This window comes from Longimicrobium sp. (assembly GCA_036389795.1).
Taxonomy (GTDB): domain Bacteria; phylum Gemmatimonadota; class Gemmatimonadetes; order Longimicrobiales; family Longimicrobiaceae; genus Longimicrobium.
This window is the reverse complement of the sequence record DASVWD010000199.1, coordinates 1-15195: the sequence shown is the minus strand read 5'-3', so window position 1 is coordinate 15195 and position 15195 is coordinate 1. Positions and strand designations below refer to the sequence as shown.

Genomic DNA, 15195 nt, shown 5'->3' with positions numbered 1-15195 from the left:
GCCGTGCGTGCATAGGCGATGCGACCCGCCTCGCGCGAGAGGCGGGTCGCACTGCTGCTCCGGTTGCGGGGGAGCTGGGCAACGCCTGCGCAGCCGGGTGCGCCTCAACCGCAGCAGAGGCAGCCCCAGTGCCTCAGCTCGCCGCCGAACCCGTCGCAGTCCGGCTTGCAGCGCGGGTCGCACACGCGCGGCTGATCCCCCTCGTAACGCGGCGTGGCGATCGCCTGCGTGGCACCGAATCCCAGCGCCCCCGCCAGTGCGCACGCGAACGCCACCCGCCGCCACCTGGATGTGATCCTCCGCATGGCAGAGCTCCTGTGGAAGTGAGACGTGGAGGTGAGCGATAATCCTAAGACGCAAAAAGCGCGCTCCTGGGGCGCGGGAGAGGCACCTCGGCTGAAGGCGCTTCCGCTATCGAACGGCCGGCGCGTCGGCCCAGCACGGCTCGGTGGAGTCTCTACCGCCCGACCTGCGCCGCGTCCGCTCACCGCTCGCGCAGGTTCCGGAACGTCACCGAATACCGCAGTGCGTCCACCGGCGGGATGCTGTGCTCCCACTCGGTCCGTGCGGGCCCGCTCAGGAGGTACGCGGAGCGCGGGGCCGCGGTGAGGTTCACCCGCTCCCATCCTTCGTCCGCGCGGCGCCGAAGGCGGAACACGCAGGGGGAGAGGAGCGAGAGCCCGACCACCTCGCCGAAAACCGCCTTGTCGCGATGCCACCCGATGCCGGCGCCCGGGCCGTATTCGGTCACCAGGACGTGCTGGAGACGGGCGGCGGGCATCCCCGCGAAACCGGCCGCGGTGTCGCGGAGCGCGAGGAGGAAGGCCGGCATGTCGTCGGCCTTCTGCAGCCGCCGCGCGCCGAAGTCGTACTGCCACCCGAACGAGACCACGCGGCGCTTGCCCGTGTGGCCGTGGAACTCGAAGTCGCGAAGCGGCAGGGCCCGCAGCTGTTCCACCAGCGCGGCCTCCGCCGCCGGGGTGAGGACCTCGGGCTCGTACCGGAAGCCCTCGGGGAAGCGGGGCTCCTCCGCACCGAACAGGGCGAGCTGGCTGGCCATGGCGATCGGCTCCCTACAATAGTCGCGCCTATGCGATCAGCGTGGCGCGGCGCCAGCGGCGGACGGAGTTGACCAGCCAGACGGCGTACGCGCGCGCCAGGTCGTCCGGACGCAGCACCCGCTCGCGGACCTCGCCGCGGCGCAGCAGCTCGGCGCGGAAGACGCCCGGCAGCAGCCCCGACTGCAGCGGCGGCGTCCAGCGCGCGCCGTCCATCTCCACCACCAGGCTGGCGATGGTGGACTCGGTCAGCTCGCCGCGCTCGTTCACCAGCAGCACGTCGCCGCAGTCGGGGCGCGAGGCGGCGGCGCGCTCGTAGACCTCGCGGCGCGTGGTCTTGTGGTAGAGCAGCGGCTCGCGGCTGTCCACCGGCTCCCCCGCGACGGCCACGCGCACCGGCTCGTCCGGGGCCCCGAGCGGCTCGCAGGCCACCTCGACGGCGCCCGCGCGGTCCAGCGTCAGCCGCACGCGGTGCGGGAGCGCGGGCGCGGCGGAAGCGCAGGCGTGCAGCCGCCGCCGCGCCTCCTCCACGTCGCAGCGGAAGCCGAAGTACGCGGCGGACTCCGCCAGCCGCGCCAGGTGGCCGTCCAGCAGGAAGAAGCCGGCTCCCGGCTCCCAGAGCAGCGTCTCCAGCAGGCGGAAGTCGTTGGGCGCGCGGCGGGTGAACGCGGCTTTCGCCAGGCACTCGCGGTACTCGGCCGCCGCGTCGGAGTCGAAGGTGATCCCGCTGCCGACCCCCAGCTCCGCCACGCCGGCCGCGAGGTCGACGACCACGGTGCGGATGGCGACGCTGAACACCGCCTCTCCCGGCGACGCGAAGCCGACGGCGCCGGTGTAGACGCCGCGCGGCGCGTCCTCCACTTCGGCGATGATCTGGCTGGTGCGCACCTTGGGCGCGCCGGTCACCGAGCCGCAGGGGAAGAGCGCGCGGAAGACGTCCGCGAGCGTGGCGCCGGGGCGGGTGCGCGAGCGGATGGTGGAGGTGAGCTGGTGGACGGTCTCGTAGCGCTCCGCCTCGAAGAGCCGCTCCACGCGCACGCTGCCGAACTCGGAGACCCGCCCGGCGTCGCTGCGCAGCAGGTCCACGATCATCAGGTTCTCGGCGCGCTCCTTGGGCGAGGCCACCAGCTCCGCCGCGAGCGCCGCGTCCTCGGCCGGCCAGCGCCCGCGCGGCCGCGTCCCCTTCATCGGCCTGAGCTCCAGCTCGCCGCCCTCCCAGCGGAAGAACAGCTCGGGCGACGCGGAGACGACCGCCGTCTCGTCGAAGCGCAGGTATGCGCAGAACGCCGAGCGCTGCGCCCGCCGGAGCCGCTCGTACAGCGCCAGGTCGCTCCCGCCGAACGGCGCGCGCATCCGCACCGTGTAGTTGACCTGGTAGGTGTCCCCCGCCGCGATCAGCTCGCGGATGCGCCCGACGTTCGCCCGGTAGGCGTCCTCCCCCGTCTCCACCCGCCATTCGCCGAGCTCGAAATCGCCCGGCGCGGGCTCTTCCTCCTCCGGGTCGACCTCCTCCCGCCGGTCGTAGACGGCGAACCAGGCGAGCGGCAGGCGCGGGTCGGGGGGGCGGGTGGCGAGCGCGGGATCGAACGCCGGGGCCGCCTCGTAGGCCACGAACCCCGCCGCGTGCCGCCCCGCCGCGACCGCCTCCTCGACCGCGCGCATCGCCGGCACCACCTGGCCGAGCGAGTCCGCCCGCACCACGCCGCGCAGCCCGCCGAAGCGGAACGAGCGCGCCCCCCGCAGCGGGTCGAGCGAGTCGAACCGCGCGAGGGGCGCGGGAGAGGCCGCGCCGGAGTCCGCTGCGCGCGCCATCACCGCCGCCGCACGGAGGGTGGGAGTCCGCGCAGGCGGACTTCGTGTGGTCGTTGCAGCGAATTCATTCGCCCTTCCCCAGGGGACGCCGCCGGCCTGGCTCGACCGACCGATCTCTCTACTGGACCGGGGATCAGCCCTCCACCGGGTGCGGCATCGCGCGGGGGCGGGTCATCGCCTCGGGGGTGAGGATCTCGTCCAGCGCCTCGCGCGAGAGCCACCCCTTCTCGCACACCAGCTCGTAGACGCCGCGCCCCGTCGCCAGCGCCTCGGTGGCCACGGCGGCCGAGCGCTCGTAGCCGATGAAGGGGACCAGCGCCGTCACCAGGCCGATGGAGTGGTAGACCATCTCGCGCAGGCGGCCCTGGTTGGCGGTGATCCCCACCACGCAGCGCTCGCGCAGCACCACGGCCGCCCTCGCCAGCATCCCCACCGACTGGAAGAGGTTGAAGCCGATCACCGGCTCGAAGACGTTCAGCTGCAGCTGCCCCGCCTCGGCCGCCATGGTGATGGTCAGGTCGTTTCCCACCACCTGGAAGCACACCATGTTCACCACCTCGGGGATCACCGGGTTCACCTTCCCCGGCATGATGCTGGAGCCCGGCTGCATCGGCGGCAGGTTGATCTCCCCCAGCCCCGCGCGCGGCCCCGACGACAGCAGCCGCAGGTCGTTGCAGATCTTGGAGAGCTTCACCGCCACGCGCTTCAGCACCCCGGAGAGCTGCACGAACGCCCCCGTGTCGGACGTGGCCTCCACCAGGTCCGGCGCCGTGGAGAGGTCCAGCCCCGTCACCTCGCGCAGCCGGGCGCACACCAGCGAGGCGTAGCGCGGGTCGGTGTTGATCCCCGTGCCGATGGCCGTGGCGCCCATGTTGATCTCGCGGATGAGCGCCGCCGCCTCGCGCAGCCGGTCGATGTCCTCGCCGATGGTGACCGCGAAGGCGGTGAACTCCTGCCCCAGCGTCATCGGCACCGCGTCCTGCAGCTGCGTGCGCCCCATCTTCAGCACGCCGGCGAACTCGGCCCCCCGGGCGCGGAACGCCGCCGCCAGGTCGCCCAGCGCCTGCACCAGCTCGTCCAGCGCCCAGTGCGCCGCCAGCTTGAGCGCCGTGGGGTAGACGTCGTTGGTGGACTGCGAGAGGTTGACGTGGTCGTTGGGGTGGCAGAAGCGGTAGTCGCCCCGGCGGTGCCCCAGCAGCTCCAGGGCGCGGTTGGCGATCACCTCGTTGGCGTTCATGTTGGTGGAGGTGCCCGCCCCGCCCTGGATCACGTCCACCACGAAGTGCTCGTGCAGCTTCCCGTCGCGGATCTCGCGGCAGGCGCGCACGATCGCGGCGGCGATCTCGTCCTGCAGCAGCCCCAGCTCGGCGTTGGCCAGCGCCGCCGCCTCCTTCACCGCCGCCAGCGCGTTCACCAGCAGCGGGTACTGCGAGATGGGGATGCCGGTGATCGGGAAGTTCTCCGTGGCCCTGAGCGTCTGCACCCCGTAGTAGAGGTCCACCGAGAGCACCCGCTCGCCCAGCAGGTCGTGCTCGGTGCGCAGCTCGCCCGAGAGGTAGCCCAGCCCCCGCCCGGTGAGCCGCGCGTTCGCGTGCCGGAGCCGCGAGCTGATCACCTGCGCCGCCTTCATCGCCAGCCGCCCGTAGAGGCGCGGCCGCTCCTCGGCCAGCCGGGCCAGCGCCGCCCGGGGGATCTCCAGCACCTGGGCCTCCTCGGTGACGAAGCCCGAGGTGGAGTGCGGGTAGTCGTCCAGCAGGCTCCCCTCGCCGAACGACTCGCCCGCGCCCAGCACGTGCAGCACCTCGGGGCGCCCCTGCGGCCCCTTCACGATCTCCACCCGCCCGCGCACCAGGATGCCGAACACCCGCCGCGGCGTGTTCTCGCGGAAGACGTAGCTGCCGGCGGGGTAGCCGCGCAGCTCGGCCAGGCCGGCCAGGTGCTCCAGCTCGTCGAGGTCGAGCGCGCCCCAGAGCGGGTGGGCGCGCAGGACGTCGGCGGCGGCGGCGGGGGTGGCGGTGGAAGCGTTCATCGTCGCTGGAAAGGCGGCCGGACACCGCGCCGGAAGCGCGTTCGGGAAGCGGCGCAACGTAGCGCAGCGGCCCGGCGGCGACAAGCCTCGGCGGGGCGCCGGCCCGCCGCGCAAGTGCCTGGGCTGGAACGGAGATTGCGACCCCGGGTGGCCCCCTGCGCGACATGGAGGAGGGCCCCGGAGACGGGGCGGGGAACGCCAACCGCAAGGAGGGAAGGATGGGTCTGTTCGACCGCAACAACTACGACCGCGAGTACGGCCGCTGGGGCGGCTCGCCGGAGTACGGCGGCGGGCGCGGCCGCGGGTTCATGGGAGGCGTGCGGCGCGGCTTCCAGCGCCTGGAGCACGGGGTGCGCGACGCCTTCGACCGGGGCGGCTACGACCGCGACTACGGCGCCCGCGGCCGCTGGGGCGGCGGCGCGGGGCGCGAGTTCGGGGGGTACGACCGCGGCTACGGCTGGGCGGGCGGCCACACCCGCGACCCGAACCCCGCGGCGGGCGGCGGCGAGGAGCTCAACCGCCACCGCCGCAGCCTGGGCGACGAGGGCAACTACGGCTACCGCGGCACCGAGGGGGCCTGGAGCACCATCCGCAACCACGGCCGCTACGACGAGGACCTGGGCCGCGGGCCCGCCTGGGGCGCCGGCTACGACCGCGACTACGCCGCGCGCCGCGGGATGGTGGGCGGCGCCCACCCGGTGCGCGACCGCGACTGGGACCGCGACGAGCGCGACTGGGAGCGCGAGCGGCACCGGATGGAGACCGACACCGGCGACCCCTTCGGCGACCGCCAGAGCCGCACGCCGTTCCGGGTGATGCGCGGCGGCTTCGAGGACCGCGACTCCGGCGCCGGCGGCTGGGGCGAGGGGGGCCGCCCGGGCTGGCAGGGGCGCGGCCGCTACGACGAGTCGTACCGCGGCTGGAACCAGGGCCTGGGCGACGAGCCGTACTACGGCGCCGGCGACCTGCGCGGCTACGACCGCGGCTACGGCCGCCACCGCCGCGACTGGTTCTGAGCGCGTATCGCTGAGCGGTGGACGCGAAAGGCCCCGCCTCCGGCTCCGGAGGCGGGGCCTCTCGACTGCAGGGGACAGGGGACGCCTGCGACTTCGCTCGAAGTGGACGGCTGTCCCCTGTCCGCTGTCCCCTATCCCATCCCCATCCGCCGCTTGAGCTCGCGCAGGCGCTCCTCCACGTCGTCGGCGCGGGGGCGGGGCGGGGGAGGGGCGCCGCCGAGGTCCGCGTCCAGGTCGTCGATGGCGTCGGCGTAGCTCGCCTGCTCCTCGATCTTCTCCTCCGCGCGCGCGAACTCGTCGTTCTCGGGCGAGTCGCCCAGCGCCGAGCGGATGCGGCTGCGGGTGCCCTGCCGGCGCAGCTCCGACACCAGGGCGAAGCGGTTGGCCTCGGCCTCCTTGTACTTCTGCATCATCTCGCGGCTCTCGGCCACGCGCAGGTCCCACTCGGCTTTGGCGGCGCGCGCCTTCTCCTCCAGCACCGCGATGCGGCGGCGGTGCTTCTCCGCGAACTCGCTGGCCACGCGCACCGTCTCGGCGTCGCCGATCTTCTCGGCCATGGCGCCGCGGCGCAGCGTGTCTTCCAGCGCCTTCTTCTCGCGCGCCAGGCTGGCGAGGGCCGCCTGGTGGTTCTTCTCCAGCAGCGGGATCTCGGCGCGGGTGTCCACCATCTCGCGGCGCATGGCCCCCAGCAGCGTCGCGATCTCGTCCTCGGGCTCGCGGCGGCCCAGCTCTTCGAGGAACGAGTCCCACGAGCGCGAGAACAGCTTCTTCAGGTCGTCCAGCATGGGAGGAGCGGATCGGGGTGGAGCGGATCGCGTGAGACCACGCCGAAACGTGGCCTGCGCGCGGCGGCGCGGCAAGGGAGGCGAGCGCCGTTTCGCGAGCGCCCCATCGGGACGAGCGCCGATCGGCGAGCGCCATCGGACGAGCACCATCGGGACGAGCGCCATCGGACGAGCACCGATCGACGAGCGCCTGAAGACGCTCGCTGGAACCACGGGAAGCCCTTCGGGCTGCGGGGGCGGGGTTCCGCGCGACGCGGCCGGCATCCGCGCGGGGCGGGGACGGTCGAGGCAGGCCTCAGGCAGGCCTCGCCCCTACGGTGCTCCGTGCCTCCGCGCCGCCGTACCCCGTACTCCGTACTTCCGTACTCTCGTCCCCCGGTCCGATCCTTGCTTTTCGCCCGCCCAACGATTTACAGGACGGTTCAATGGCGATGACAGACCCCGAGCCGGCGGCGTTCCGGCTTCCCCGCATGCGGAACCTCTCCAAGGAGGAGAGGAAGTCCGTCACCCACGGCGAGTTCTGGATCCCCGAGGAAGAGCGCGAGATCTACAAGCGCGCCCTGGGCGCGCTGAACGGGGCCGGCGTCCCCTACGTGGTGGCCGGCGCCTACGCCATCTACGAGCACACCGGCATCTACCGGCAGACCAAGGACCTGGACGTCTTCTGCGCTCCCAGGTCGGTGATCCCCGCCATGCGCGCGCTGGCCGAGGCCGGCTTCGTCACCCGCCTCGAGCAGAAGCACTGGCTCTCCAAGGCGCTCGACGGCAAGTACTTCGTCGACATCATCTACGGGATGGGCAACGGGCTGGCCCTCATCGACGAGGACTGGTACCGGCACAGCAGCCCCGCCATCCTGGCCGCCACCCAGGTGCGCGTGGCCCCGCCCGAGGAGCTCGTCTGGCACCGGCTCTTCATCAGCGAGCGGCACCGCCACGACATGGCCGACATCGCGCACCTGATCCTGTGCGTGGGCCATCTGTTCGACTGGCGGCGGCTGATCGACAAGACCGGCGAGCACTGGCCGCTGCTGCTGTCGCAGCTGCAGATGTTCCGCTACGTCTATCCCGGCTACCGCGACCAGGTGCCGCGCTGGGTGCTGCGCGAGCTGATCGAGCGCGCCGAGCGCGACTCCGCCCTCCCCGCGGCCCAGGACGCGGAGCACGACCACACGCGCGGCACGCTCATCTCGCGCTTCTCCTTCGCCATCGACGTCAACGAGTGGGGCTTCCGCGACCTGCGCGAGGAGTACATCCGCAAGATGGAGGAGCACCCCGACATCGTGGCGCTGGTGGAGAGCGACGTGTGGCAGGAGCGGGCCTCCTTCGCCGAGGAGGAGGAGTCGGAGCTGGTGCCCAATCCGGAGGAAGCGGGGGGATGACGGACGGGACGACGCTGGCCCGGGGCGAGCCGATCTCCGACCGCCGCCAGGCGGACCGGCGCCGCGGCGACCGCAGGAGCCGCCGGGTGCGCCTGGCCGCCGTGGGCGACTTCCACTGCGGCGAGGAGGACGCCGGGCGCTACCGCGAGCTCTTCGCGAAGGTGAACGACGAGGCCGACGCGCTGCTCCTGGCCGGCGACCTCACGCGGCGCGGCACCCCGGCCGAGATGAAGGTGGTGGTGGGCGAGCTGGCCGACGTGAAGGTTCCCATGCTGGCCGTGCTCGGCAACCACGACCACGAGTCGGGGCACGTGGCCGAGGCGCTCGCCATCCTGCGCGAGCGCGGCGTGCACATGCTCGACGGCGAGCCGTACGAGCTGAACGAATGGGTGGGCGTCGCCGGGGTGAAGGGGTTCATGGGCGGCTTCGGCCGCTACACGCTCACCGCCTTCGGCGAGGCCGAGACCAAGGCCTTCGTGGGCGCCACGCTCGAGGAGGTGCAGCGGCTGGAGTTCGCGCTGCGCCGCCTCTCCACCCCCATCCGCGTGGTGCTGATGCACTACTCGCCCGTGCTGGACACGGTGAGGGGCGAGCCCGAGCAGATCCTCCCCTTCCTGGGCAACGACCGCCTGGTGGAGCCGATCGACCGCTTCCGCCCCGCGGTCGTCTTCCACGGCCACGCCCACCACGGCACCTTCCGCGGCGCCACGCCGGGCGGGGTCCCCGTCTTCAACGTGTCGCACGTGCTGCTGAAGAGCGAGGGCGTGGGCGAGATGTACTTCGTCTACGAGATCCCGCTCCCCGCCGAGGACGCCGCCGAGGAGGAGGAGGAGGAGGCCCGCGCCGCCACCCCCGCCGGCGACTGAGCGCCTGGCGTCGCCTGCGTGGCCTCTTTTGCGCCGTCGCTTGTGAGCGGCGGCGCTTCCCATTATCCTTCGGCAGGCGCAAACCGATCACTCCGAACGGTCGTCCCCAATGAATCCCGCGTGGAAGCAGAAGCAGGAAGAGTTCGACGAGGCGGAGTACGATCCCGATCTGCTCGAGTTGAAGCGCTGTGCCGAAGAGGCTGGCGTGAAGGTGCAGATTCCGAAGCGCGGTGGGGGACGTGGCTCGAGCCGGAGCCGCTACCGATCGACGCCGACGTGATGAGCAGGTTCGTCGTGGAGCTTCGCCGTAGCGGCCGCCTCTGAGCGGTTCCACCTTCAGCCATGGCCTCGTATCGAAATGGGGCGAAGCATCTGACCGGTCGCGGGATGAATCGGGATTCATCTCTCTCACACTCAGAACAGCCATGGAACCGGCACGGAAGAGAATTGAGCCCGCTCCGGCGGCGGAACCGGAATCCGAGCTTCCGGCGGATTTGCTGGAGCTGAAGCGGAGGGCGGCGGCGCGGGGCTTCACCATCCACCTCCCCACCCCCGGGGCCAAGTGGAGCGACTGGGAGCCGATCGACGTCGGCGAATCCGCCAGTGACATCGTGATCAGAAATCGCGGCAAGGAACCGTGAGGAGCTACTTTCTGGACTCCTCCGCGGTCGCAAAGCTGTACTTGATAGAGCCCGGATCGAAACGAGTCAGGGACATGGTGCGAAGCGCCAGATCATCCCCCTCATCGACACAGGTTTACATCTGCGACCTCGCGCATCCGGAAGCCGCCTCCGCCTTGCGCCAGATCGCGGATGGCCCGGATGCGTCGAAGCGCGGGATCGGGAGTCTTGAGCGCAAAACACTCCCGCTCGCCCTCGCGAACGACCTCCATAGCGGCGGCGTGCTCATCGTCGGTGAATCTTCGCAGGTCATGTTGGCCGCCGCAGCGTTGGTCTGGAAACACCGACTCAAGGGAGCGGATGCGGTCCACCTCGCGGCCGCGATGGAGTTCCAGGCCTTGCTCCCGTGGGGGACGGAGTTCTACTTCGTCGGCGCGGACAAGCAGCAGAACGCCGCCGCCGAGGCCGAGGGGCTGGAGGTGATCGACCCGAACGTCTAGCGCCTCATCCCCACTTCTCCAGGAAGCGCATGAGGGCGGCCTCCTCGGGGTAGTAGCGGGCCGCGGCGCCGCCGTCGGGGCGGGGGGCCTCGCGCATGAGCGGGGCGATCGTCTTCCCCTCCAGGTAGCCCTCGAACACGGCCGGGTGGATGTACGCCGAGCGGCAGACCGCCGGGGTGTTCCCCAACTCGCTGGAGACCAGCTTGCAGGCCAGCACCACGTTCCTCTTCGCCTCCTTCTCCGACTGCGCCGGCCCCAGGTCCGCCAGGATGGTGGCCGCGCGCACCGTGCCCCCCCAGGTGCGGATGTCCTTCGAGGTGTAGTGCTCCCCCAGCACCTCCCGCAGGTAGCCGTTCACGTCCGCCGCGGTCACGTTGCGCACCTTCCCCTCCTCGTCCACGTACTTGAAGAGCCGCGGCCCGGGGAGCTTCATGATCTCGCGGATCACCTCCACCAGCGGGGTGTCGGCCACCACGTGCCGGGCGTCGATCGACTTCTTCCCCACGTAGCGGAAGAAGAGGTCGTCGCCCTGGATGCGCAGGTGCTTCTTGCGCAGCGTCGCCAGCCCGAACGTCTTGTTGCGCACCGCGTACTTCTCGCTCCCGATGCGGAAGAAGCCGCGCTGGATGAGGCGGACGACCGTCGCCAGCACCTTCCGGCGCCCCAGCCCCGGCTGCTTGAGGTGCTCCTCCGTCGTCTCGCGCAGGCGCGGCAGGTCGCGGGCGTAGTGCAGCAGCTTGCGGTACTTGCGCCGCGCGCCGCGCCGCACGAAGTCGGGGTGGTAGCGGTACTGCTTGCGCCCCGCCGCGTCCTTGCCGGTGACCTGGACCTTCGACTGCGGGTCGGGGGAGATGCGGACGTCGGTCCAGGCGGGGGGGATCACCAGCCTGCGGATGCGGGCGAGCGCGGCCGGGCTGCGCAGCGGCCTGCCGTCCGCCCGCAGGTAGCCGAACCCTTCCTCGGGTGTCCCCACCCGCCGCCACCACCGTACTTCGCCGGCCTGTGTCGCCATGGGGGCCGTCCCGATTCAAGGAGCGTTCCGCGGACGATGGGAATCCCCGCTCCGCATCAAGAAAAACCCCCTCGCCGGCGTCCGCGAGGGGGTCGGTTCGCATCCGTGGACCGGCGTCAGGGCATCGGCTTGAGCACGCCGCGCTCGATGGCCGCCTCGGCGGGGGTGGGGACCGCGTAGTACGGCTCGCCCATGCGCGTGGCGAGCTGGCGGATGCTGTCGGCCAGCAGGTTGTAGCGGTCGGCCGCCCCGTTGTAGCGCGCCTGGACCTCCTGCCAGTCGCGCAGCCTCGCGTTGCGCTCGGTCACGTGCAGGTTGTAGCGGGCCAGGTCGCGCTTGTAGCGCGCGTACAGGTCGGGCGGCAGCGTGCCGTCATGGGCCAGCAGGTTGTAGCGCTGCAGCGAGCGGTGCTCCCGCTCCAGCCCCGCGTCGTGCGCCTGCACCACCGCGCGCATGCTGTCCGAGGCGGCGCGCAGCACCACGATGTCGGCGCCGGCCGTCACCAGCTGCTCGCGCATCCCCTTCACCGCCACGCGCTCCTCGCCGTACGCCAGCCACCGGTACACCTGCTCCGACAGCTTGACGCCCGCGATCACCAGCAGCAGGAAGAGCAGCGGGTGCAGGCGCTTCATGGCGGGCCCGGGCGGGCGGCGCGGGCGCCGGACGGCTTCGGCATGGCGAACTCCGTGGCGGATGCTGCGTGGAGAGTGGAAGATGCGGGCGCCGCGCCGCGCGAGCAAGCCGAGAGGCACTGATTCCATTGCGGAGGACCGTTTCGGGATCGAGATCCGTAACTGAACGTCTCCCACGGAATCAACGGAGTCAACGGAGATCTGCGGGGTCTCCGTTGACTCCGCGTGAAGGCCCTTCCGGGGGAAATCCGGAAGTAATCCCGGGAATAATGAGTATCAGCGGCCTGAACGGGCCGGGCGGGGGATGGCGGAACCGCGTCGGAACACGCGAACGGCGGGTGAAACATCCGTCCCGGTGGCATGCAACGTGCTGCTGGCAGGGGGTCCGTTTCGCTTCCGCAACCTGTTGCCATAGAGCGACTTAGCACCCGACGAGGAGGACCGCGATGCACGCAGCCAGGAGACGCCCCCCGCCCCCGTGGGAACGCGGCACGCACGCCCCCGTCCACCCCGTGGGCCGCGCGCAGCGCCGCTTCCCCGAGCACGCCGGCACCTCCGCGCACCCGCGTTACCGCCGCGCCTACGACGGCGCCGGCGACCACCGGGTGAGCGAAGGCGTCCGCCTGCGCCGGCGCGGGTCCTCTCCGCTGGACCGCATCCGGCGCAACCCGGTGCGGCACGGGCTGATCGGCCTCTCCATCGCCGGGGCGGCGGCGCCGCTGGCGGTGGCGCGCTACCACTCGATGCGCGTGGACCCCTCGCACGAGCAGCAGCTCCACTTCGTGCCGCAGGTGCTCCCCATGAGCGACCAGGCGGTGGGCAACGCCTGGCGCCAGGCCACCACCGAGATCGCCGAGGAGAAGACCTCGGCGCGCGACACGGTGATCCAGGAGAAGATGGAGCGCTACAAGGACCTGGGCCTCGACCGCGAGCTGGCCGAGACCATCTACGACCTGGCGCTGCAGGAAGACATCGACCCCGACGTGGCCTTCGGGATGGTGCGCACCGAGAGCGAGTTCAAGACCAGCGCCACCAGCCACGTGGGCGCCATCGGCCTCACGCAGCTCATGCCGTCCACCGCGCGCTGGCTGAAGAAGGACGTCACCGTGCAGGACCTGCGCGACCCGAAGACGAACCTGACCATCGGGTTCAAGTACCTGCGCGAGCTGATCGACAAGTACGACGGCGACGAGCGGCTGGCGCTGCTGGCGTACAACCGCGGCCCGGGGACGGTGGACCGCGTGCTCAAGCGCGGCGGCGACCCCGACAACGGCTACGCCGAGGCGGTGATCACCGGCGAGGGCGTGCACCGGTAGGAAGTGCGAGAGTGCGAGAGTGCGAGAGTGCGAAAGTGACTGAATCGCCGTCACTTTCGCACTCAGCACTTTCGCACTGCGGTCCTGGGCGTGTCCCTCCGCTGCGCTCCGGGCCGGGCTGCGCGCGCGGTAGGGCACGATACGACCGTGCCCAACCGCGCCGGGCCACCGCCGCGACGAAACCCCGTGTCGCGGCGGAGTCCCGGCCCTCCGGGCGCGCATCCCTCACGCAACTGCAGGGACAGGAACAGGTTACACGGAAAACCAGCCCCCGCACACCGATTCCCTGTCGAGTCCACCTCTCCCAAACCTGGGGCCCAAACCTGGGAGAGGGTTGCCGCTCCAAGGCGGCGGGTGAGGGCCTCCCCGCGCGGCACCCATGCCTGCCGCAGGGCGCGGAAGCCTCTCGCACGACCGTCCCGCCGCGCAGCGCCGAAAACGAAGCGAGCCGGGGCATGGCTGCCGCCGGCTCGCGAAGGTAGGGCAGAGAGGCGTCGGCGCGGGTGTCGTCCGAGGCTCGGGAACGGGGGGGGGGCACATCCACCTGCAAATCGGTGGCGAAACGATATCCGCCCCCGGGCGAAGCTGGAACGTCCCGGGGGCGGATGCGCGATCTGCTGCCGTGATACCAGTTTGCAGAGAAATGTTCTGTTCTGGATTCGATTCCACTACAAATGGTCTCACGCAGAGGAAACAGAGGTAGCAGAGGAAAACCGCGGCGGCGATGTGTTCTCTGCTTCCTCTGCTCCCTCTGCGTAAGACATGCGGTTCTTCGGCTTGAATCCTGAACGATGCTCGGGAAAATGGTATGAGCCGTAGCAGTCGCGGGGCGGACGGAGCGCGCGGAGAAAACTTTGTTCCCGAGTGGCGTGCCTACATGCTCCCCAGCGCCGCCGGCCGCTCGCCGACCTCGGCCAGCAGCTCCATCAGCCCCAGCGCGGTCTCCAGCATCCGGCCGTCCGCGTCGTGGTCGGGGTCGTACGCCGTGACGGCCGCCGCCGCGATCGGCACCCGTTCGGCGATCGTGCTCACGGCCTCGCGCACCCCGTCCGCCGACAGGCCGCCGGCCACGGCGAAGGCGTTGGCGCGCCCCGCGGCGGGGTCGAGCACGTCCAGGTCCAGGTGCAGGTAGACGCGCGAGACGCGCCGCGCCAGCGCCTCCAGCCGCGCCAGGGCGCCCTCGGGCCCGCGCTCGCGCACCTCGTCGGCGCGCACCAGCAGGATGCGCGAGTGCTCCAGCAGCCGCGTCTCGCCCTCGTCCAGATCGCGCGCGCCCACCAGCGCCACCCGCTCCTCCGGCACCGGGACGAAGTCCGCCACCGAGGCGGCGAGCGTCCTCCAGCACCGGCCGATCACCGTGGCCAGCGCCATCCCGTCCAGGAAGCCGCTGGCGGTGGTCTCGGGGGTGTTGAGGTCGCCGTGCGCGTCGAGCCAGACCACGCCCGTGTCCCCCGTCCCCAGCCCCGCCAGGATGCCCAGCGCGGCGAAGCAGTTCCCCGAGAGCACCAGCGGGAAGCTCCCCCGCCCGCGCGCCGTCCGCACGGTCAGGGCGACCGAGCGCGCCAGCTCGAACGCCGTGGCCACCTCCGCGCGGAAGTCGGGGCGCGCCTCCACCACCGTCTCGCGCACGTCGCCGTCGACGGCGCGCAGGCGCTCCGTCGCCCCGTTCTCCGCCAGCCAGAGCGGCCCGCGCCCCATCCGCGCCCCGCGCACCGCCGAGTCGTACGGCACCTGGATCAGGTCGATCGCCATCGTCCCTCCCCCTCCCTCGCCTCGTTCTCCGGTCTGACCCCCGCACGCGGGATTCGCGCCGTCCGCGAGCAGTCGAGCCGTTCGGAACCAGATCCGAAATGCCTCACGCAGAGGAAGCAGAGGTAGCAGAGGAAAACCCCAACAGATGAAACTCACACAGCAGACGTTCGACAGTCGGAGCTACACGCAGGAAACCAACTTGGCGCCAGTGCTAGCTTTTTTCAGCCTAAAACGTTGGATTCGCTGAAAATCTGTTGTACATGGATTTTCTGCAGAGGTTGACCGCAGCAGGATTTCTCCTATCCTGTTGCACGTAGACGTCAGTGAGGTCGCCTCACACGCGAAGAGTGCCTCCGACGTCGATTCTCTCCAGCGACGGAGAGCGAGGTACGGAGGGGGCCAACGCGTGCATCCTGCG

Annotated in this window: 14 protein-coding genes; 7 read left to right on the top strand and 7 right to left on the bottom strand. The window is 71.5% G+C overall.

Features of this window, described 5'->3' with window-relative positions:
• Positions 1-484: 484 nt before the first annotated feature.
• The 3 genes from VF746_24005 to aspA all read right to left on the bottom strand — a co-directional run bounded on the left by VF746_24005 (position 485) and on the right by aspA (position 4899).
• Entirely contained in the window at positions 485-1060 is a 576-nt protein-coding gene (locus VF746_24005; protein ID HEX8695498.1) for an alpha-ketoglutarate-dependent dioxygenase AlkB, read from the bottom strand.
• A gap of 28 nt (positions 1061-1088) precedes the next feature.
• Positions 1089-2870 (bottom strand): aminodeoxychorismate synthase component I, encoded by a 1782-nt coding sequence (gene pabB, locus VF746_24000; GenBank protein ID HEX8695497.1) that lies wholly within the window; start codon positions 2868-2870, stop codon positions 1089-1091.
• A 133-nt stretch (positions 2871-3003) separates the two neighbouring features.
• A complete protein-coding gene (gene aspA, locus VF746_23995; protein HEX8695496.1) occupies positions 3004-4899 on the bottom strand; it encodes an aspartate ammonia-lyase in 1896 nt (631 codons plus the stop codon).
• Positions 4900-5117: 218 nt separating this feature from the next.
• On the opposite strand from aspA, the gene VF746_23990 reads away from it, so the two are divergent.
• A complete protein-coding gene (locus VF746_23990; GenBank protein ID HEX8695495.1) occupies positions 5118-5915 on the top strand; it encodes a hypothetical protein in 798 nt (265 codons plus the stop codon).
• 131 nt (positions 5916-6046) lie between these two features.
• Here the strand turns inward: VF746_23990 and VF746_23985 are convergent, their stop codons facing one another.
• Positions 6047-6700 (bottom strand): hypothetical protein, encoded by a 654-nt coding sequence (locus VF746_23985; protein HEX8695494.1) that lies wholly within the window; start codon positions 6698-6700, stop codon positions 6047-6049.
• 425 nt (positions 6701-7125) lie between these two features.
• Here VF746_23985 and VF746_23980 point away from each other — a divergent pair, with 425 nt between their 5' ends.
• From VF746_23980 to VF746_23960, 5 genes are all read left to right on the top strand, one after another.
• Complete coding sequence (locus tag VF746_23980) at positions 7126-8079, top strand: hypothetical protein (GenBank protein ID HEX8695493.1); 954 nt, start codon at positions 7126-7128, stop codon at positions 8077-8079.
• On the top strand, positions 8076-8945 hold the full coding sequence (locus VF746_23975) for a metallophosphoesterase (GenBank protein HEX8695492.1): 870 nt from the start codon (positions 8076-8078) through the stop codon (positions 8943-8945). The genes VF746_23980 and VF746_23975 overlap by 4 nt, the downstream gene beginning before the upstream one ends.
• 109 nt (positions 8946-9054) lie before the next feature.
• A complete protein-coding gene (locus VF746_23970; protein HEX8695491.1) occupies positions 9055-9225 on the top strand; it encodes a hypothetical protein in 171 nt (56 codons plus the stop codon).
• Positions 9226-9439: 214 nt separating this feature from the next.
• A complete protein-coding gene (locus VF746_23965; GenBank protein ID HEX8695490.1) occupies positions 9440-9586 on the top strand; it encodes a hypothetical protein in 147 nt (48 codons plus the stop codon).
• Positions 9583-10065 carry a type II toxin-antitoxin system VapC family toxin gene (locus tag VF746_23960; GenBank protein HEX8695489.1) on the top strand — a complete coding sequence of 161 codons (483 nt, stop codon included), beginning with the start codon at positions 9583-9585 and terminating at the stop codon, positions 10063-10065. The genes VF746_23965 and VF746_23960 overlap by 4 nt, the downstream gene beginning before the upstream one ends.
• 4 nt (positions 10066-10069) lie before the next feature.
• Here the strand turns inward: VF746_23960 and VF746_23955 are convergent, their stop codons facing one another.
• Both VF746_23955 and VF746_23950 read right to left on the bottom strand, forming a co-directional pair.
• Positions 10070-11077: a hypothetical protein gene (locus VF746_23955; protein HEX8695488.1), complete on the bottom strand. Its 1008-nt coding sequence runs from the start codon at positions 11075-11077 to the stop codon at positions 10070-10072.
• 116 nt (positions 11078-11193) lie between these two features.
• Positions 11194-11709: a hypothetical protein gene (locus VF746_23950; GenBank protein HEX8695487.1), complete on the bottom strand. Its 516-nt coding sequence runs from the start codon at positions 11707-11709 to the stop codon at positions 11194-11196.
• A 446-nt stretch (positions 11710-12155) separates the two neighbouring features.
• On the opposite strand from VF746_23950, the gene VF746_23945 reads away from it, so the two are divergent.
• The gene (locus tag VF746_23945; GenBank protein ID HEX8695486.1) at positions 12156-13025 is read left to right on the top strand and encodes a lytic transglycosylase domain-containing protein; all 870 of its coding nucleotides are present in this window, start codon (positions 12156-12158) and stop codon (positions 13023-13025) included.
• An 873-nt stretch (positions 13026-13898) separates the two neighbouring features.
• On the opposite strand, the gene VF746_23940 is transcribed toward VF746_23945, so the two are convergent.
• Positions 13899-14777 carry an arginase family protein gene (locus tag VF746_23940; GenBank protein HEX8695485.1) on the bottom strand — a complete coding sequence of 293 codons (879 nt, stop codon included), beginning with the start codon at positions 14775-14777 and terminating at the stop codon, positions 13899-13901.
• Between the last annotated feature and the right edge of the window lie 418 nt (positions 14778-15195).